Origin of the sequence: Ensifer sp. ENS08 (genome assembly GCF_014852195.1) — a bacterium.
Lineage (GTDB): Bacteria > Pseudomonadota > Alphaproteobacteria > Rhizobiales > Rhizobiaceae > Ensifer > Ensifer adhaerens.
Window position 1 is genome coordinate 95,648 of sequence record NZ_JACVBF010000019.1, and the last position, 18,989, is coordinate 114,636.

Annotated in this window: 21 protein-coding genes and 1 pseudogene; 10 read left to right on the plus strand and 12 right to left on the minus strand. The window is 58.4% G+C overall.

Annotated features, from left to right (window positions below; genetic code table 11):
* Window positions 1-146: 146 nt before the first annotated feature.
* Window positions 147-1,100: a zinc-binding dehydrogenase gene (locus IB272_RS29330; RefSeq protein ID WP_192445585.1), complete on the plus strand. Its 954-nt coding sequence runs from the start codon at window positions 147-149 to the stop codon at window positions 1,098-1,100.
* Window positions 1,101-1,118: 18 nt separating this feature from the next.
* Complete coding sequence (locus IB272_RS29335; protein WP_034799861.1) at window positions 1,119-1,367, plus strand: hypothetical protein; 249 nt, start codon at window positions 1,119-1,121, stop codon at window positions 1,365-1,367.
* Between the two features lie 399 nt (window positions 1,368-1,766).
* Here IB272_RS29335 and IB272_RS29340 read toward each other — a convergent pair whose 3' ends face one another.
* Window positions 1,767-2,681 carry a LysR family transcriptional regulator gene (locus IB272_RS29340; RefSeq protein ID WP_192445586.1) on the minus strand — a complete coding sequence of 305 codons (915 nt, stop codon included), beginning with the start codon at window positions 2,679-2,681 and terminating at the stop codon, window positions 1,767-1,769.
* Window positions 2,682-2,781: 100 nt separating this feature from the next.
* Here IB272_RS29340 and IB272_RS29345 point away from each other — a divergent pair, with 100 nt between their 5' ends.
* The 3 genes from IB272_RS29345 (at window position 2,782) to IB272_RS29355 (ending at window position 5,390) form a co-directional block, all read left to right on the plus strand.
* Window positions 2,782-3,678, plus strand: a complete 897-nt coding sequence (locus IB272_RS29345) for a pirin family protein (protein WP_034799854.1) — start codon at window positions 2,782-2,784, stop codon at window positions 3,676-3,678.
* Window positions 3,593-4,303 (plus strand): NADPH-dependent F420 reductase, encoded by a 711-nt coding sequence (locus IB272_RS29350; protein ID WP_192445587.1) that lies wholly within the window; start codon window positions 3,593-3,595, stop codon window positions 4,301-4,303. The genes IB272_RS29345 and IB272_RS29350 overlap by 86 nt, the downstream gene beginning before the upstream one ends.
* Window positions 4,304-4,955: 652 nt before the next feature.
* Window positions 4,956-5,390, plus strand: a complete 435-nt coding sequence (locus IB272_RS29355; RefSeq protein WP_060608871.1) for a DoxX family protein — start codon at window positions 4,956-4,958, stop codon at window positions 5,388-5,390.
* 56 nt (window positions 5,391-5,446) lie between these two features.
* Here IB272_RS29355 and IB272_RS29360 read toward each other — a convergent pair whose 3' ends face one another.
* From IB272_RS29360 to IB272_RS29395, 8 genes are all read right to left on the minus strand, one after another.
* Complete coding sequence (locus IB272_RS29360; protein WP_113080637.1) at window positions 5,447-6,217, minus strand: SDR family oxidoreductase; 771 nt, start codon at window positions 6,215-6,217, stop codon at window positions 5,447-5,449.
* 71 nt (window positions 6,218-6,288) lie between these two features.
* A complete protein-coding gene (locus IB272_RS29365; protein ID WP_090428598.1) occupies window positions 6,289-7,128 on the minus strand; it encodes an oxidoreductase in 840 nt (279 codons plus the stop codon).
* Window positions 7,129-7,148: 20 nt separating this feature from the next.
* The gene (locus tag IB272_RS29370; RefSeq protein WP_113080614.1) at window positions 7,149-7,451 is read right to left on the minus strand and encodes a putative quinol monooxygenase; all 303 of its coding nucleotides are present in this window, start codon (window positions 7,449-7,451) and stop codon (window positions 7,149-7,151) included.
* Window positions 7,452-7,552: 101 nt separating this feature from the next.
* The gene (locus IB272_RS29375; RefSeq protein ID WP_090428604.1) at window positions 7,553-7,837 is read right to left on the minus strand and encodes a DUF1330 domain-containing protein; all 285 of its coding nucleotides are present in this window, start codon (window positions 7,835-7,837) and stop codon (window positions 7,553-7,555) included.
* 52 nt (window positions 7,838-7,889) lie between these two features.
* The gene (locus IB272_RS29380; protein ID WP_192445588.1) at window positions 7,890-8,438 is read right to left on the minus strand and encodes a flavin reductase family protein; all 549 of its coding nucleotides are present in this window, start codon (window positions 8,436-8,438) and stop codon (window positions 7,890-7,892) included.
* Between the two features lie 57 nt (window positions 8,439-8,495).
* The gene (locus IB272_RS29385) at window positions 8,496-9,245 is read right to left on the minus strand and encodes an SDR family oxidoreductase (RefSeq protein WP_192445589.1); all 750 of its coding nucleotides are present in this window, start codon (window positions 9,243-9,245) and stop codon (window positions 8,496-8,498) included.
* 146 nt (window positions 9,246-9,391) lie between these two features.
* Window positions 9,392-10,321 (minus strand): AraC family transcriptional regulator, encoded by a 930-nt coding sequence (locus IB272_RS29390; protein ID WP_246810470.1) that lies wholly within the window; start codon window positions 10,319-10,321, stop codon window positions 9,392-9,394.
* 288 nt (window positions 10,322-10,609) lie between these two features.
* Window positions 10,610-11,584 carry an MBL fold metallo-hydrolase gene (locus IB272_RS29395; protein ID WP_113080612.1) on the minus strand — a complete coding sequence of 325 codons (975 nt, stop codon included), beginning with the start codon at window positions 11,582-11,584 and terminating at the stop codon, window positions 10,610-10,612.
* Between the two features lie 98 nt (window positions 11,585-11,682).
* Here IB272_RS29395 and IB272_RS29400 point away from each other — a divergent pair, with 98 nt between their 5' ends.
* Window positions 11,683-12,660: a LysR substrate-binding domain-containing protein gene (locus tag IB272_RS29400; protein WP_090428626.1), complete on the plus strand. Its 978-nt coding sequence runs from the start codon at window positions 11,683-11,685 to the stop codon at window positions 12,658-12,660.
* 515 nt (window positions 12,661-13,175) lie between these two features.
* On the opposite strand, the pseudogene IB272_RS29405 reads toward IB272_RS29400, so the two are convergent.
* Window positions 13,176-13,325 (minus strand): annotated as a pseudogene (locus IB272_RS29405) (IS1595 family transposase); the annotation flags it as partial.
* Between the two features lie 244 nt (window positions 13,326-13,569).
* Window positions 13,570-14,469, minus strand: a complete 900-nt coding sequence (locus tag IB272_RS29410; RefSeq protein WP_034799828.1) for a LysR family transcriptional regulator — start codon at window positions 14,467-14,469, stop codon at window positions 13,570-13,572.
* 95 nt (window positions 14,470-14,564) lie between these two features.
* On the opposite strand from IB272_RS29410, the gene IB272_RS29415 reads away from it, so the two are divergent.
* Both IB272_RS29415 and IB272_RS29420 read left to right on the plus strand, forming a co-directional pair.
* Window positions 14,565-14,885 (plus strand): nuclear transport factor 2 family protein, encoded by a 321-nt coding sequence (locus IB272_RS29415; RefSeq protein WP_060608845.1) that lies wholly within the window; start codon window positions 14,565-14,567, stop codon window positions 14,883-14,885.
* Complete coding sequence (locus tag IB272_RS29420) at window positions 14,885-15,664, plus strand: SDR family oxidoreductase (RefSeq protein ID WP_090428617.1); 780 nt, start codon at window positions 14,885-14,887, stop codon at window positions 15,662-15,664. The genes IB272_RS29415 and IB272_RS29420 overlap by 1 nt, the downstream gene beginning before the upstream one ends.
* Window positions 15,665-15,683: 19 nt before the next feature.
* Here IB272_RS29420 and IB272_RS29425 read toward each other — a convergent pair whose 3' ends face one another.
* The gene (locus IB272_RS29425) at window positions 15,684-16,151 is read right to left on the minus strand and encodes a MarR family transcriptional regulator (protein WP_090428629.1); all 468 of its coding nucleotides are present in this window, start codon (window positions 16,149-16,151) and stop codon (window positions 15,684-15,686) included.
* A gap of 142 nt (window positions 16,152-16,293) precedes the next feature.
* Between IB272_RS29425 and IB272_RS29430 the strand changes: the two genes are divergently transcribed.
* Together IB272_RS29430 and IB272_RS29435 are read left to right on the plus strand one after the other, a co-directional pair.
* On the plus strand, window positions 16,294-17,076 hold the full coding sequence (locus IB272_RS29430) for an alpha/beta hydrolase (RefSeq protein WP_192445591.1): 783 nt from the start codon (window positions 16,294-16,296) through the stop codon (window positions 17,074-17,076).
* Window positions 17,077-17,302: 226 nt separating this feature from the next.
* A complete protein-coding gene (locus IB272_RS29435) occupies window positions 17,303-18,910 on the plus strand; it encodes a GMC family oxidoreductase (protein ID WP_348646826.1) in 1,608 nt (535 codons plus the stop codon).
* The last annotated feature ends 79 nt before the right edge of the window (window positions 18,911-18,989 follow it).

The window sequence follows — 18,989 nt, forward strand, 5'->3', positions numbered from 1 at the left end:
ATCAGGACATTGCCGTCCGGTGCCAGGCTTGGGCCAGCTCGGCATTCGAGGGCTAGAACCCCGAGGCCGGCCGTCTCAGGCGACGGCAAACCCTCATCATTTGAATCCGCTTGGCGGCAGGCCATGCCTGCCTAATGGAGAAGACCATGTCCTACGTCGTCCAATACAGCCAGTGGGGCGGCCCGTCCGTCCTGCGCATCGAGCAGGAAAATGCCCGCGCCCCGGGCGTCGGCGAGGTTCTGATCAAACAGGAAGCCATCGGCGTGAACTTCGTCGATACCATGTTCCGGGATGGAACGTTCAAGGTCGCCCTGCCTGCCGTCGCCGGCGTGGAGGGTGCCGGCACTGTGGAAGCGGTCGGACCGGGCGTGACCCGCTTCGCCGCTGGCGACCGGGTCGCCTACTTCTTCGCCCCCGGCAGCTATGCCACCCAGCGCATTGTCAGCGAAGACGTCCTCGTGAAGGTGCCCGACGACATCTCCGCAGAGAAGGCAGCGACAATCCTTACGAAGGGCCTCACCGCGTGGATGGCGATCAATGCCATGGCGAAGCCCGACAAAGACGCCCGCGTGCTCGTTCAGGGCGCGACGGGCGGCGTCGGCAATCTGCTTGCCCGCTGGCTGAGGGCGCGCGGCATAGCGGTCATCGGAACCGGTTCGAGCCGCAAGCTCGCCGATCTGGAGCAGGCGGTCGACCATGCGTTTGCATATGAAACACTCGCGCTTAACGACCACATCCGCAGCCTCGCTCCCAATGGCGTCGATGTCGTTTATGAATTGGTGGGAGCAACGACTTTCGCATCGACGCTCGGCTCCATCCGTGACGGCGGGACGATCGCCGTGATCGGCGCCGCATCCGGTGGCGCCGCCATCGACGAGGCGGAACTCAGCCGTCGCGGCATCCGCCTCGTGCGCGGCAGCACCGGGCAGCATGTGACGAAGGCCAACCTGCAATCCGCTGCCGACGAGGTGTTCGATGCCTGGCGCACCGGTGTGTTCGGTAAGATCAGCGCGCGGAAATATCCGCTCTCCGAAGCGCAGCGCGCCCATGCCGACATTCTCGAACGCCGCAGCAGCGGTCCGATGGTGCTTATCCCTTGATGCTCGGAGGAAACCATCATGTCCGATTGTGACAAACTTCATCCCGCCTTTCGGAATCTCGAGACGATCGAGGAGGCCCACCGCCGGCGCCTCAGCCCGTCGCTGGTGGAAGCTGTGGCGATGGCTGTCGTCCTGCTGCTGTTGCTAGCGACCAACTTCGATCGGTGGACCGGCAGTGCCAATGCCCCCTCAAAGGTCGCCGTTATCCACGAGAATGCGCTTGAACTCGATGATTGCCGGGCCGCTTTCCTGCCCGGCGACTGCTAAAGACAGCGATGGCGTCGCCTCGGAACGTGACGCCATTTTACCATGCGCCCTCTAGACCGAGCACCTGCCTTCGGCCGCAAAGGCACGGTTGCCGCGGTGATGCAAGCTACGCCTTGCGCTCAGTCTCGATCCATAACCGCTCAGTATCCAGAATGAAGAGGTTATGGGCTTCACGGCATCGACTGCGCATTCCATGCTGGCAAGGCACTCCTCGATCAGCGGCACGGCCGGGCTTCGGCGTCAGGCCGAAACATTTGAACTTGTCGACTGCACAGCCCGTTCAATTGCCAACCAGGCATCTCTTCTGCTCATTGAGGACGTCGTTCCCCATATCGAGAATGACAGTACGCTCGCGCCCACGCCAAGCGGTCGAAGCCGGAAGAGGGGTCAACGCGTCTGCTAAGCAGCGGCGATGGGCTCATCCACATCCTGACTTCGGAAATGGTCAACCAGGAAACTGGCCGCAGGGCCAGGGGGCGCATCAGTGCGATACACTGCCTGAAGGCGATAGGGGCCGCCTTTGCAATCGGGAAGGTCAAGCTGCACCAAACGACCCGCCACGATGTCATCACGTACCATCGGCTCGGGCATGTTGCCCCAACCAATGCCCTCTTTGAGGAGCATATGCTTTGCGCCCAGGTCGGCCAGACGCCACGTGTGATTTCCGACAACAGCAAACTCATGTCCTTGAGTGAGCGGAGACCTGTCGGTCAGGACCAACTGAATGTGTCTTCGTGCGGCTCCGGGCGGATGTGAACCGCCCGCCAGAGGATGGTCAGGCGAGGCCACCGGTATCAGTTTGACGAACCCCACGCCGATGCGTTCAAGCCCGGCGATTTCGACATCGAGCGGGCCGCTAATGCCGATCCCGGCGTTTCGGTTCAGCACCATCTGGGTGACCGCTCCGAGCGCCTCGACATATAAGCGAAGCGATACGCTCGGGAACTCCTTCCGAAACGCCTTCAGCGCATCCATGACGCGCGCGGCGGGCAGCATGACATCAAGTGCGAGGTGAACCTCCGGCTCCACGCCACGAAGCATGCTCTTCACCTTGGCACGGAGGTTATCGATGCCATGAGCAACGCTCTTCGCCTCAGCAAGGACTGTCCTGCCCTCCAAGGTTAGCTGCGGCTTCTTCGTCGATAGCCGATCGAACAGCATCACGCCCAGTTGCGCTTCAAGATTGGCGATCGTGTAGCTGATGACCGAGGTGGCTCGGTTAAGCTTGCGGGATGCGGCCGCGAAACTCCCGGTTTCAACCACGGTGATGAACACTTTTAGCTGATCCAGCGTCGGCTGGCCGGGATCTGACATTTCGAATTCCTCGATCGTTTCCGCCGAAATTATCTGAGTTTTCCGAAACGTCTAGTGGACTTATTTTCAGCTCATCGAAATTCAACCGTCGGAGCTGACGATGTCCTATTTGTCGAACGCTGATATCGAACAGGTGATCTTGCCTTCGAGCCGAGACCTTGGAGGTTTCTCTGTCCGCCGCGCGCTTCCTTCGGCCATGCGCCAGATGGTTGGTCCGTTCATATTTCTCGACAGTTTCGGACCGGTTCGTTTTGGGGCCGGCGAGGGGATCGATACCCGCCCCCATCCGCACATTGGACTATCGACCCTCACCTATCTTCTCGAAGGCGAACTGCTGCATCGTGACAGTGAAAGCTACGTACAATCGATCAGCCCGGGCGAAGTCAATCTGATGGTGGCCGGCTCCGGCATTGTTCACTCTGAACGCACGCCGGAGCACATTCGCAAGGACGGAGGGAAGCTCGCAGGCCTGCAGAGCTGGATTGCTCTTCCGAAACAGTCCGAAGAGACGACACCACGTTTCCAGCACCTAAGCGTCAACGAATTGCCGACGGTCAGTGGCGAGGGCATCAACATGAAGCTTCTCGCCGGCACCCTGCACGGCCGGCGCGCACCCACCACCACCTTCTCTGATCTGTTTTCCGCCGACATTCAGCTTCAGGCCGGCGCCCGCTACAGGATCGATGGCGAGCATATCGAGCGAGCGATCTTCGTTGTCGACGGTGCAATCGAGATCACCGGTCAGGACGGGACCCACGGGCCTGACCGTCTGATCGTGTTCAAGCCCGGCGCAGAAATCGTAGTGAAGGCGAGGCAACCATCCCGGTTCCTTGCGTTTGGAGGAGAACCGCTTCCGGAAAAGCGTTTCATCCGCTGGAATTTCGTAGCCACCGATCAAGATCGCATCCGCCATGCCGCCAATCTATGGCGCGAACGGCAATTCCCCGGCGTGCCGGGAGACGACGAGTTCATTCCCCTCCCCGACAACTTCAACTGACAATCTCAGCATATCAAGGAGAACGACCATGACGACATATGCAATCATTGGTTCTGGCGCGATCGGCTCTGCACTGGCAGAACGTTTCCACGCCGCAGGCATCGATGCCGTTATCGCCAACACACGCGGTGCGGCTTCGCTTCAGATGATCACCGACAAGTTTGGCAGCACGGTGAAGGCTGCGGAACTGGAGCAAGCTCTTCATTCCGACGTCATTATTTTGGCAGTGCCGTATGATGCTGTACCGCAAGTCGCTAAGAGAAAATCGGACTGGGAAGGCCGCATCATTGTAGATGCGACGAACGCTATCGATTTTCCTGCGTTCAAGCCGCGCGATCTCGGCGGCCGCCTGTCTTCGGAAATTGTCGCCGAACTGTTCCCCGGTGCTGAGCTCGTGAAGGCGTTCAACACGCTCCCGGCCGCTGTTCTGGCTGCGGATCCGGTCAAGGAAAGCGGTAGACGCGTGTTGTTCCTTTCCGGAAACTTTCAGGAAGCGCGCACGACGGTCGCTGACCTGATCGCTCGCCTTGGTTTTGCGCCTTCCGATCTCGGCAGCTTCAAAACTTCTGGCTCTCTGCAGCATTTCGGACAGCCGCTCGTCGCTCTAAACCTGCTGAAGGATTGACAAATGGAGCCGCCCGCTTGACGGGCGGCATCCCTATTAGGTCACACGACTTCGCCATGCCATTCGAACGAGTACGGTCGTCGAAAACCGCGGCTAGGATTGAGCCAGCGACCGAGTTCAAAATGGGTCGACGGGGCAACCCATCGGCGAGCGCGTATAAAGTGTGGGCCTTTCAGACAATCACTCTCAGCGTGTTATCTTTTGGCGCGACGAGGCGTCTCTGTTGTAGACGTGGGGAAGCTTATTCCGTGCAACTCGCCGCAGCTCCCAGAGACTGCGCAAAAACACAGGAAGACCTTGCCTGCGAAGACTATCATGTGGCGGCTTTGTGCCGACCGCGGGAGACAACCCTGTTCCCGACGTACGGTTGCTCTCACGTCACTAAGAAGCGTTGCGCGAAGACTAAGAATAGGAACGTCCATAGGACCATTGCCGAAGCCGTGCCATAACTGGGATGCGGGCGTTCCGCCAGCGATCGCCATCATCGTTGCAACCGCAAATCAACGGGGCGGAGATGCCGCATACTCGTCATTGTTCGAAATTATCGACGATAATGCGCGAGAATATCCGGCTTTTTAGTCCGATCTCTTGATGGCAGTTTCTCCTCATGACGCAGCCACGGCGGCTGCGGCCCAACCCAGGAGAAACGTCGATGTCTTATCCCGATGCAATCGCTGAGCGCGCTGAAATTCTTTCCCGGTCGATCCTCGTCAACGGCGTGACCCCGCTGGCCGGCCGTGTTCTTCTTGCCGCCATCTTCCTGCTTTCCGGCATCAGCAAGATCTCGGACCCGGCCGGAACGATAAGCTATATCCATATGGTCGGCCTACCCTTCCCCTCGCTGTCCTATGGCGCGGCAGTCGTGACGGAGATCGTCGGCGGCGGCGCACTGATCCTCGGCTTTCAGACCCGCATCGTTGCCCTGGTCCTGGGCCTGTTCAGCGTTGCCACGGCACTGACGTTCCACAACAACCTCAGCGATCTGAACCAGTTCATCCACTTCTTCAAGAACATCGCGATGGCCGGCGGTCTGCTCCAGATAGTGGGGTTCGGGGCGGGCCGATACAGCCTCGACGCCCGCCGCTAATCGAAGCACGCGATCAAAGGGAAAAGCCCGGACAGTCGTCCGGGCTTTTCGTGCTTTCATTTGCCCCATTCCGGACCGCCATCTGTGCAAGTCTGGCCACCATCGACCGGCAGGACGATCCCGGTGATCCAGGTAGCTTCATCACTGGCAAGAAAAGCGACCGCCGAGGCAATCTCTTGAGGTTGGCCTGCCCGTCTCAACGGTATCCGGTCCCAGGCTTTTTCGAGAAGCGCGTCATCATCCATGATCGCTTCCACCATTCCCGTGACGGTAAGTCCGGGCGCCACAGTATTGGCTCTGACCCCGAACTTGCCGAGGTCACAGGCCGCTGATCGGGTTAAATTTGCAACCCCACCCTTTGCAGCATTGTAGGCTGCATGGCTCCAGCCGCCACCTAGGGACGAGACGGAGCCGATGTTGACGATCGAACCCTTGGTCTTCTTGAGATGCGGAACCGCGGCACGGCTCATGTAAAAAACCCCGGAAAGGTCCGAGGCTATGCATTCATCCCAATCGTGATCGCTGGTCTCTTCGATAGTGCCGACGAGATTCATACCTGCAGCATTGACGAGAGTGTCGATGCGGCCGAATCGTTCGACGGTCGCTGCGACAAGGGCGTCGCAGTCCGACCGTGAGGAAACATTTGCGACGAAGATGCCACTGCGGTCGGCCGGCATCTTAGAGGCAACGTCCGACAAACGTTTCTCGGTTCTGCCGGAGATCATCACGGACGCTCCTTCCTCAAGAAGCCGATTGGCAATGGCGGCGCCGATACCTGAACCACCGCCCGTTACGATTACTACTTTTCCATCAAATCGCTTTGACATGACACACTCCTTCATTCTCCGTGGCGAAGGCCGCGGCAGTGTTGGTTCGCATTGGGTTTGGCTGGATTGGTTCAGTTGGCCGGGAAGTCGGCGGAACGAGACAAAGCTTCCCACGCAATGACGTTTGCCTTGAGGTCCTCCGCCTTCTTCAGGGCTGCGTCCGCGGCGTCATTGCCGAGCGGAAGATGGTGGGGCGGCTGTTGCGCCAGCACGGCCTCCCGGATGGCCTTCGCCGCACGCGCGGGATCGCCGGCCTGCTTTCCGACCGATGCGTGGTAAGCACGACGTGCCTCGCCCGCTGTCGCCTCGTAATCCTCAATGGACGCGGAGACCTCGTTCGACGAGCCTGCCCATTCCGTCCGGAAGGCGCTGGGCTCGACGGTCATGACATTGATCCCGAGAGGGGCGACTTCTTTCCGAAGCGTATCCGACAGGCCTTCCACCGCAAATTTGGTGGCGCAGTAGTAGCCCACGCCAGTGTAGCCGACCAGGCCGCCGATTGATGTCAGATTGACGATCGTACCACTGCGGCGGGCTCGCATATGCGGAAGCACCGAATGGATCGTGTTGGCGACACCAAAGAAATTGACATCAAACAGGCGACGGGCGTCGACTTCGGCGGTTTCTTCAATAGCACCGAAGAAACCGATCCCGGCGTTGTTGATCAGAACGTCGATGCGTCCGAAGTGTGCTTCTGCTGCATCAACGACCTTTTGGCACTGATCCTGGTCGATGACGTCGAGCGGGAGGATCAGGGCATCGCCCTTCTGCTCAAGATCCGCGATTTTGTCAGTCTTGCGAGCCGTCACCACGACCTTTTCACCGGCTTCCAGCAGGTGTTCCGCGATGTAGCGACCGAAGCCTGTAGAGCATCCGGTTACAAGCCAGACTTTAGGGTTTTGCGTGCTCATTTCATATACTCCTTTCTGTTTCAGGCCCGCGGAGACCGTTGCTGGTAGCCGCAGATTTCCACGTCTTCGACGCACAGGTCCGGGACCTTCGCCATGAAAGCCTGGACGTAAGGCGTGCTCATATGCAGTTCGAAGTCGGATGCATGCCGCCAGTCTTCGAGCACCATCCACACGTCGGGAACGTCATTGGATTGGTGGATCTGATAGCGTAGGCAGCCTTCCTCGTTGCGGGATGGAGCGACGAGCTGAAGCAGTTCGTCACCCAGATCGCGTGAGCGGCCCGGCTTTGCAGTGAAGTAGGCCACGTTAGTCAGTTCAGCCATTTCCGGTCTCCTTCTTGGTTGGAGCGGCACCCGCATAATTTACGGCATGAGCGGATAAGATCTCTCGCCCCTATGCGGGAGCTGTCGCGATCTTGCTCTTTTCAGACTCCGTCGAGTGCGATGATGCGCGATGCGGCCGCAGCCTGCCGCTGTGCGGCCAATGGCGCGTATTCGGGTGATGCGAAGAGCTGACGGATCGCATCCTTGTCGGGAAACTCGATGATGAGCACGTTGGTGGCTGTCCAGCCTTCTAACTTCAGAGGGCTTTCATCGATGGCGATGAGCTTCCCACCGGCTTCGGCGACGAGCGGCAATGCCTTCGACCGGTAGTCTTCGATAGACTTCATGTCGTGGATGTCGAGATCGACAACGAGATAAGCAGACATGGCACTCTTCCTTTCGTAAGGGGTTTTCAGGTGTATTCTGGGACGGAGCCTCTCAGGGGAGATGGCGCCACTTGACCATGCGGTCTTTGAGATCGAGTGTGCTGCCATCGACGGTGAACGTGCCGTCACCGCGGTGATGCATCATTCGACGCTCTTTTCGGTTCTCGTTGATCCACATCCTCGTGGCCTCAAGGATGAAGAGGTTGTAAGGCTCTAAGAGCCTGGTATCGACAACTCGACATTCTATGTTGGCCAAGCAGTCGGAGAGGAGCGGTGCGGACACGTCCTTGGCAGGTCGTGTCCTTAGACCGTACCTTTGGAACTTGTCCACCTGATCGCCCGAGCAGTTCCCGACGTCGACAACGGTTTCGGCGAGATCGAGAGCGGGTACAGCGATGACACACTCGCCGGTTTTTCGGAGAGCCTGGTAGCTGTGATCCCAAGGCCCGATGACACAACCGATCAGCGGCGGGACATGCTGCATCATCATATGGAAGCCCATGGTCATCACGTTGGGCTTGCCGTTATCACTCGTTGAGACCATGACGATCGGGCCAGGTTCCAGGACGCGGTAGGCTTGAGAGGCGGGTAATTCCTTCATGACAATCTCCCTTGAACGGTCCCTGCATTGAGGCAGGGACCCTTCAGGGCCGGTTTGTTACCAGCCCTGCTCAACCGGCAAGACAAACAGCTCAGCGACGTCGACATGCGCCGGAGCCTGGGCGGCGAAGACGATGGTGTCGCCAATGTCCTCGCCCTGAAGGAAAGTCATCTGGCTGGCCAGCTCATCCATCTGCTTGCGGTAGCCCGGATCGGTGATGTGGTCGTAGAGCTCGGTGGCAACAGCGCCTGGCTGAATGCAGGTCACGCGGATGTTGTGCTTCTGGCCGACTTCCATGCGCAGTCCGTCGGAGAAGGCCGTGACCGCATGTTTCGTGGCGCAGTAGACGGAAAGACCCTTGAAGACCTTGCGGCCCGCGATCGAGGACATGTTGAAGATGTGGCCCGAATGCTGCTTGATCATCTGAGGCAGAACGGCGGCCGTCGTGTTGAGCACGCCCTTTACGTTCACGTCCACCATCCGGTGCCACTCGTCGACCTTGAAGTGGTCGACGTCCGACAGTGGCATCAGGCCCGCATTGTTGACCAGGATATCGATCGAGCCGTAGGCTTCGACAAGCCTCCTGACGCCAGTTTCGATTGCGCTCGGATCAACGACATCCATCTCGATCACCAGAGCCTCGCCGCCCTTAGCTTCAATCCGCTTCTTCAGGTCTTCGAGTTTTTCGGTCCGGCGAGCCGCGATGCCGACCTTTGCGCCGGCTTCAGCGAGCTTTACGGCGGTAGCGGCGCCAATGCCGCTCGACGCGCCAGTTACCAATGCGATCTTTCCGTTGAGGTTGGCCATTGTCTTCACTCCTTGTCTTTGAAGTCCACCACCGCGGTGGGCGTTTCGTTTCGACAAGGAGGAACCTAAGCGTTTCACGCCGGCCCTTCTCACGGGGCCTTGCGCGACCTGTCGCGATCTTGCTCAAATCGCAGACGGATGAAAAATCATCCTCGACGATAGTGGCTCGGCGGCAGACCTGTCTCGCGGCGGAAGACCTGGGCAAAGTGACTTGGGCTCGAATAGCCAACGGCCAGGCCAATCTCGATGATGCTCGTATCCGTTTCCTGCAGGAGCTGCTGTGCCTTGGCGACGCGCTGGCGAATGAGGTAGCGGGAGGGCGAAAGGCCGGTTGCTTTCTTAAACAGTCGGCTGAAATGAAACTCGCTCATGCCCACCGCGACGGCGAGCTGCGCCAGGTTGAACGGGTCAGCCAGGTGCGCTTCGAGATAAGCCATGGCGCGCCGAAGCTTAAAGCCTGGCAAAGCCGTCTGCCGATTGTCTTGCCGATCCTCCGATACGTAGTTGCGGATCAGGTGCACCGTGAGACTTTGAGCCAATCCTTGCACGAACAATTGGCTGCCTTTGCCTTCAGCGGCAAGTTCCTGATGGATCAAGGCCAATAGATGCGAGAGCTGCTCATCTTTCCCGCCGGAGACGTCGAGCAGCACGGGCGGCCCATCGCCGCCAAGCACCTCTTGGGCGACGCGCTCAAACAGAGGAACCGATAAATACAGATGCATCACCTGAAAGGGCGCCGTCCCAGTCGAACGCCAGCGCATTTCGTAAGGCGTCGGGGAACGGGTCAGGAAGAAGTCTCCGACCGACACGATATTGGATACCCAATCGCCGCCGAGTTCGCGCTCTTCGACATTCGCTTCGCCCGACATAACCCAGACGATCAGCGGTTCCGCAACAGCTGGGACAAGAAACGCTTCCTGCTTGTCGCGGCGGGAATAGACCTGAACGAACAGGTCGTTCCACGCCGGGCCATCGCCACTGACAAGCGTCCTGCCCGCGATGTATTGCTCGAGGCCGAGCGGCGAGGTCCGCTCAGGTGGAGCAGCCGCTTCGTCCCGGTCTTGCGAGACCTGCAAGGTGGGGCCCTTCGATAACGCTCCTTTCGAAAGTGGACCGCGAGAGATTTCTTCCGGCTCTTCCAAATTCACGACCTCCTGGCGAGTGCTCGCGCCAGGCTCCGTTTAATCACATCCGGGTTGCCCCGTCGTCACCTCTTGACGACCCGATGCGCAATTTGCTTCTGGAGGGAAGCCAAACTCGACGGTTTCCGGGCCATTGGCGAGAAGCGGGGTAGATATCCGGCTACTTCTCGCGTGGGAGGTCGGCGTGCGATCGCTGTAGATGACGTGCGTTTGGGCCAACGTTCAGTAGACGGCCCGGTATACCAACGGCACCCAGTCGTAATTGTTCTCATCGCGGCGAACATGTCCGATCCCCGGAAAAGCATGATGCGCACCGGCGACCAGATAGCGCCCGTCGGCCGCCTCAGCAAAAGCCGTCGCGCGGGTTGCTGCAGCGGCGTTCTGGTCGACGTCAAATGCGACCGTGACATCCGGATGATCATATTGCAGCACGTCCCCATGGGCGACATCGCCCCAAAACACGATCTTTTCGCCCTTGCTCTCGACAATGATACCACTGTGACCGGGCGTATGGCCGGAAAGCAGAACGGACGCAAAACCAGGAAGCGGTGCGCCATTGTCATCGAATGTTTCAAGCTTCTCGGCGTCGACATACGGCCCGAGGCACCTTTCGGCCTGGGCGATCTGTGGCCCAAGTACCTGGTCGGCTTTCGCTTTGGCTTTTGCCTTCAGCCAGAATTCAGCTTCCCGGCGGTTGACGTGCAGAATGGCGTTTTTGTAGACGCGATCATCGCCCGAAACCAGTCCGCCTGAGTGGTCGGCGTGGATGTGGGTTAAAATGACGTCGTCGATTTCCGCGGGCTTATAGCCCGATGCTTCGATATTCGACACAAGTTTGCCCAGCGCGGGACCCATCAGGTCGCCTGTGCCGGTATCCACCAGCACGAGGCGCTCACCCGTGTTGACAAGGTAGGCATTCACGGAAACTTCTGCCGCGCCCGATTGAAACCGGTCGGTTAAATAGGTGTCGATTTCGTTCTCGGCCATGTTCTGATAGATCTTCGACATCGGCAGTTTCACCGTTCCGTCGGAAAGCGCCGTGATCTCGTAGTCGCCGAGCTTCATCCGATAAAACCCCGCCGCCTGCGTGCCGACCATGGGCGCCTTGGCGAAGCTGGTGGCAGGGAGTCCGATCCCGGTCCCTGCGGCCGCGCCAAATACAGCTGTATTGATGAGAAAAGAACGACGAGTTTGCATGAAAGGCTCCCGATTTACGCGAGGTGGCAAGTGCGGCCTTGAACTGACCTGGAGAGTAAATATGTACCGTAACATCAACGCGCAAATCGATGTGGGTCATGACAACTATCGATCATTTCAATCTTCGCTCTTTCGATCTCAATCTTCTTGTCGCCTTTGACGCATTGATGGCTGAGGGGAACGTGACCAAGGCCGCACGACGTCTGAAAATCCAACAGCCGGCGATGAGCCATTCTCTTTCGACGCTGCGTGTGCTGTTGCAGGATGAGCTCTTTATACGCGTTGGCCAAACCATGCAGCCGACCGCGCGAGCGCAAAGCCTCGCGGTTCCGATAAGGAAGGCATTAAGGCAGGCGCAACTGGCGTTAACGGGAGGCGAGGAATTTAATCCCGCCACGGAAGAGCGAATATTCCGGATCGCCATGTCCCCGGAAATCGAACTGCTGCTCATTCCAGATCTGACCGCGCGGCTGCGGCGACTGGCTCCAGGGATCAAGCTCCTCGCGCGTGTTTTTCCACATGAGGCGACCGAGCCTTCTCTGGAGGATGGATCGATCGATCTCGCCGTTGGTTGCACCTACACCATGACCAGCCGCAGGTCGTTTGAGAAGCTTTATGACACCGGGGTGTCGTGCTGTTTCAATACGGATCTCATGACCCTCACCAATCCAGTCGGCCTGGCTGAGTATCTTTCAGCTGAGCATTCCACCATATCCCAGAACGAGACACTGCAGGGGTGCATTAAGGATGCCCTTCAAATCGCTGGTGTCGATATCAACGTCGTTGCTGCCGCCCCAGGATACATGTCTGTTCTTTCAGCAGCGCAACTCAGTCCCGTAATTGCCACCGTGCCGACAAGGATCGCAGAACGCTACGGTCCTCTGTTGGGTCTAGAGGTCAGCCCATTGCCTGTCTCATTGACCTTCCCTGCGGTGAACATGGTTTGGGCGAAACATGCCGACACTGATCCAGCGAATGGCTGGCTTCGCCAGCAGATACGCGAGAGTTTTGCCCGCACGGGCCTTACCGAAGCGATCGCCGAACAAGAACTAGGTTCGAGTCTGGTGTTCGCCTGACCACTGATCACGGTGGCGAAGTCCGGTACGGGTGTGTCTGCCCCTTTTCCAAGCGCGGCTTGGGCATTCAAGCGTCTGGCGACTTGCCGGAAAGATGCAGCAACGGCTCCAAATCTCTCCAATAGAAAACCAATATACGTGAGGCAACGCTAAATTAACCAAAACGCTGCAATTTTGGTTGGTCGCCATCGTTCGTTCACGCACATCCCCGCTGGCACTCAGAGCCGCAGCCACGGAGCAAGTTTGCGGTTCTGCCAATTTATCTCATGGCACCAGCGCGGTTCTGGCGGGAGGATGACAATGATGGGAAAGGTAATACGCGCCGCAGCAATCGTGCTGCTGATCATCTCAGCCGCCGTTCTGATCTGGGTGATTTTGTCGCTCACGTGAGCGGAGCTGATGACGGTAGTGATCTGGCTCGCAGACGGTCGCGATTAAACGATGTCCGTGACTGCGCGCGGCGGCGCAGAGGCGTGGACTGCGAAAGCGCGGCACCTTCCTTCGATACAAGGTCCCTATAAACCAAAGACCGCGACCGCTGATTTGACGATGATCCCACCATCCGGACTTCTGCGCATATGTGGACGGCCCGTCGCGGCGCGAAAGATTTGCAGCAATTGCAGCGCTGGGGGCACTTACGACCACATGGTTTTCATGCGTTCCCTGGACGCGATTTAATAGCCCGAAGCGGACAATCAATTCGTTACGCAGGGACGCGGTTTTGCGCGCCATGTCGGTTGTCCAGGCTACTCGAACGAGATCCTAGAAGCCGAGGGTCTGCCTTCCGCTCATTCCTTGTGGAATCGCAGATCAGTGACCTACTGGCCGCGAACCGGTCATTCACGCCTTGCAAATCTGTCCGCTTGGAGCGTTGAAGAGACAAGCAAAGCTCTTCCACTGGCGGTTCAATTAGCTCACTCTCGCGAGCTCACGCGCAAGTTCCAAGAACGCCCTGACCCCGGCTGACAGATGTCGGCGCCCAGGGTAGTAAAGGCAAAGCCCCGGATACGGTGGCGTCCAGTCTTCCAGTACACGGACGACCCGCCCCGCCTCAATGTCCGGGAAAATGTCTTGCTCGAAGATGTAGGCTATACCGGCGCTTTCCAGGACAGCGGTTCTCGTGAGGCTAGCCTCGTCCAGCGATATCGGGCCGCGTGCATCGATTTGCACCTGCTCCCCGTCCTTCTCGAAACGCCACCGAAACAGGGAGCCATCGGGGAGGCGAACGCGAATGCATCGATGGCTGAGGAGGTCGGGAGGGACCACCGGCTTCCCATGCCTCTCGAAGTATTCAGGAGACCCAACCACAGCATGTCGCTGAGGCCGGCCGAGCGAAACTGCAATCATGTCGCTGGGAACGAGGCCCGCAACCCTGACTCCCAGATCAAACCCGTCCTTGACGATATCGACCATCTTTCCCTCAGTTACAATATCGACATTCATGTCGGGATAGCGGCGCAGGAACTCAAGCACGAGCGGCGAGATGATTGCGCGCGCCGCGAAGGGCGCCGCGTTGATCCGTATTGTTCCGGAAGGTGTCTCACGTTGCGCCCGCACCGAATCCAAGGCGGCATAGAGATCTTGAAGCGAGGGCGCCACCTGCTGCACAAAGAGCCTGCCGGCATCCGTCAGCGACACGCTGCGTGTGGTGCGGTTGAACAATCGCACCCCAAGCTCCGCCTCAAGCCTGCCTATTGTGTGGCTCAACGCTGTCGTAGACATGCCAAGATCAATGGCCGCTGCGCGGAATGTGCCGCGCCGGGCAATAGCGATTACCGCTTCAAGTTCCTTAAGGTTGGCTTGCTCCATTGTCCCGATCTGTTCATTGCTGCATGCCGGTTTATCCCACTTATTTACGCAATGGTCGAGCGCTACTATCGGGTCAACCAATGAGGAGAACCACAATGGATATGCCCGATATCGTGAACATGTACTTTGACGCTGACAGCGGCAGCAACGCGGATGCGCTGTCGGAGACCTTTGCGATCGAAGCCGTTGTCGAAGATGAGGGATCGCGCCATCAAGGCGTGGTCGCTATCCGTGAATGGTGGGTGGCTGCGAAGGAGGCGACGCAGTACGTTTCTGAACCGTTCGAATCCACCGTTGACGGCAACAAAGTGCTCGTCCGAGCCAAAGTTGGCGGCCAGTTTCCCGGCAGCCCGGTGACGCTCTCATATGCCTTCACCATCAAGGACGGCAAGATCGCCTGGCTGGAGATCCGGTGATGACAGACTTTCTCAACCTAAGAGGCAAGCGAGCCCTCATTACTGCTGGAACCAAGGGCACCGGGGCTGCGACCGTCAGCCTGTTTCGGGACCTCGGCGCGCAGGTGTTGACGACCGCGCGGACGCGTCCTGAGAACCTGCCGGAAGAATTGTTTGTCGAGGCCGATCTCACGACTGAAGAGGGGTGCGCGGCCGTCGCGGACGTTACGCGTCAACGTCTCGGCAACGTCGATATCATCGTTCATATGCTGGGTGGTTCGGCAGCAGCTGGCGGTGGCTTTGGGGCGCTAACTGATGCCGAGTGGTACAACGAAATGTCTCTCAATCTTTTTCCCGCTGTTCGACTGGATCGCGAACTGGTTCCAGACATGGTCGAACGGGGAACCGGTGTGGTTGTGCATGTCACGTCCATCCAAAGATTGCTACCTCTACCGGAAGCGACCACGGCTTATGCCGCAGCAAAGGCGGCACTCTCGACTTATAGCAAGGCCATGTCCAAGGAGGTATCGCCCAAGGGCGTCCGCGTCGTGCGAGTGTCTCCGGGTTGGATCGAAACGGAAGCGTCCGTTCACCTGGCCCAGCGCTTGGCGTACAAGGCGGGTACGGATCTTGAGGGTGGCAAGAAGATCATCATGGATAGTTTGGGCGGCATACCTCTCGGGCGCCCTGCCAAACCGACGGAAGTGGCAAATCTGATTGCCTTCCTGGCATCGGACCGCGCTGCATCGATCACAGGTACCGAATACACCATCGATGGAGGAACTGTGCCGACAGCCTAGATCGAGACGCCTTCGCAGATCAAGCGGGCGCGTCCCATCCGCCGATCTGTGAATAGATGGCGTCGCGGAGATGCCGGACATCGCGATTCAAGGATGCCAACTCCTGGGGCGTTTGTGTAGAGGCTGCGAGCAATGTGTCGCTGAGGCAGCCGGCCCGGTGCTGCAACGTGCGTCCCTCGCTCGTCAATGCAACGACAACCTGCCGCTCATTGCTCAGATTTCGTGTCCGTCGCAGCAAGCCTGATGCTTCCAGCCGCTTTAGAAGCGGCGTAAGCGTGCTGGATTCCAGAGCGAGGGTATGGGCGATGGCACCAACCGTCTGCTCGTCTTCGCGCCAGAGAACGTTGAGTACGAGGTACTGCGGATAGGTCAAACCCAACTCGTCAAGCACTTGCTTGTAGGCACGCTGGATAGCGATGCCAGCGGTGTAGATTGCGTAGCAGAGCTGATCGCTGAGCGGCGGCGGGTCGTTATGTCGTTTCGTCATTTTGAGCTCCTGTCGGCGCAGAATTAGCAAAAAGTACTGCAAAAAACAATATTGCGATAAATTTTGTTGACACGAAGAATGAAAACTGACAGGCATTATTTATCGCGATAACAGTTATCGCATGAATCAAGAGGAGAAAGCCATGACCACCAGGACCATATTGGCCACCGTCGCAGCCGTAGCCGCAATATCCGCCCCAGTGCCTGCGAACGCTGCGGACACGATCCCTGCTAACCGGGCCGTAAAGAACGTCGTACTCGTTCACGGTGCTTTCGCCGATGGTTCCGGCTGGAGGGCCGTCTACGACAATCTCACGAAGCGTGGATATCGTGTCACCATCGTCCAGAATCCGTTGACCTCCCTCGAAGACGACGTTGCCGCCACCAAGCGTGCACTTGAGCGGCAAGATGGACCGGCCATTCTGGTAGGCCATTCATGGGGTGGAACGGTCATTACGGAAGCCGGCATTGATACAAAGGTCGCGGGACTGGTTTACGTCTCCGCGCTCTCACCGGACGCAGGCGAGACGACGGCCCAGCAGTATGAAGGTTTTGCCCCGGCATCTGAATTCGTCATCGAAACCACGAAAGATGGATTTGGGTACGTTAACCCTGGGAAATTCAAGGCTGGATTTGCACATGACGCCAGCGACACCGACGTCGCGTTCATGCGGGATTCGCAGGTCCCAATCAACATGTCGGCGTTTGCCACGAAGCTGGAGAATGCTGCTTGGCGAACCAAGCCAAGCTGGGCCGTCATCGCCACAGAGGACAAAGCATTTGACCAAGCCATGCTGGTCCATATGGCAGAGCGGATTAAAGCCAAGATCACCAAGGTCGCAGCAAGCCACGCTCTGTTCATGACGCAGCCAACGGTGGTCGCGGACACCATCGACGAAGCGGCGAAAACTGTTTCGGCGCAGTAAGGATGGTCGTTCGAGCTTTATCATCGGGACAGGCATTCCTGTTCCGATGATCGGATGCTGGAATGTCCTCACCTCCCATCACACGCGGCTCTACAGGCAGTATGTAAAAACGTCGATCTCCGATTGAGATCGATTGCATCTCGGATGCCAATAGCGCTCGCGGACAACTTGCAATTTCAGCCCACCAATTCACAAAGGTAACCCCGTGGATCAGAATACGCATGACATAAACCGACGTGAAAATCCGGCGCCACGACATCCTGAGGTCCCAGCCGATTTTGACTTCATAGTATGTGGAGCCGGATCCAGTGGTTCCGTCGTTGCCGCCCGACTGGCAGAATGCGGAAACGCCCGCGTCTTGCTTCTTGAGGCTGGGGGAGACGATACGGCCGAGTCCGTTGTAAACCCGTCGCAATGGCCACTCAATCTCGGTACGAACCGTGACTGGGGTTTCGTTGGAGAGCCGGCGCCTGAGCTCTACGGGAGGCGGCTTCCTCTCAGCATGGGGAAGGGACTGGGTGGTGGTTCGAGCATCAATGTTATGGTCTGGGCGCGAGGCCACAAGGAAGACTGGAATCATTTCGCGGCTGAAGCGGGCGATGAAGCCTGGGGTTATGAATCGGTTCTCGGCTACTATCGGCGGATTGAAGACTGGCGCGGCACACCGGATGCGCTACGCCGCGGGGCTGGAGGACCGGTATATGTCGCCCAGCCACGTTCGCCACAACCAATCGCAGAGGCTCTGTTGAACGCTGCATCGGCGATGGGCATTCCGGTTTTCGACACTCCGAACGGCGAACTGATGGAAAGTCCCGGAGGTGCATCGATCGCAGAACTGCGCATCCGGGATGGCAAGCGGGAGTCCGTATTCGGATCTTATGTTCGTCCGCTCATGTCGCTACCGAACCTTACGGTCGTAACCGAGGCGTTGGTCACGCGCCTCATCTTCGATGGCAAACGGGCGACAGGCGTTGAGGCTCTCGTCAACGGACAGCGGCGTGCGTTCACTGCGCGATGCGAAACGGTATTGTCGCTGGGTGCGATCAATACGCCAAAGGTGCTGATGCAGTCAGGCATTGGCCCGAAGGACGAACTGAAAGCTCACGGGATATCTGTCGTGCAGCATCTCCCGGGTGTGGGTCGAAATCATCAAGATCATCTCGCGTTCGGCTGCACCTGGGCATATAGAAAGCCGGAAGGCGTCGGCGGGGGAGGCTGCGAAGCAAAACTCTATTGGAAAAGCGACTCCCGCCTCTCTCAACCGGACATTCTGCAGTGCCAGTTGGAGTTCGCCGTTCCTTCGCCGACAGAAACAGGTCTGGAAACCCCGGCGCATGGCTGGACGATGTTTTCAGGGCTTGCGCAGCCGAAAAGCCGTGGCCGGCTGAGGCTCTCCGGCCCCAATACAAACAACCCTATCCTGATTGAACCAAATTCTCTCAGTCAGCCGGAAGACATGGCTGCCGCCTTGGCGGCGGTTGAGCTGTGTCGCGAACTCGGAAATGGCGACGCCTTCACGCCGCTGGTCACGAGCGAGGCAGCTCCAGGCACACGCGACCGGGCAGGGATGATCGATTTCATCCGAAAGTCCGCTGTCACTTACTGGCACCAGTCCTGCACGGCCAAAATGGGACGCGACAGCATGTCCGTGGTCAATAACGAGCTCAAGGTCTACGGTATTGAAAGTCTTCGTATCGCAGATGCCTCGATCATGCCGCGTATCACCACGGGAAACACGATGGCACCGTGTGTCGTCATCGGAGAGCGCGCAGGCGATTTGATCAGGAAGACGCATGGTCTTGCTGACTTGAGTGGTGTCGCTCCATTCGCCTGAAGATGCTTTACAAGAGCTCGGCGGTCCGCACACACTGGCGTGCCGAGCTCTTTGCGCCCCTCTTCGGTCAACCGTTCGG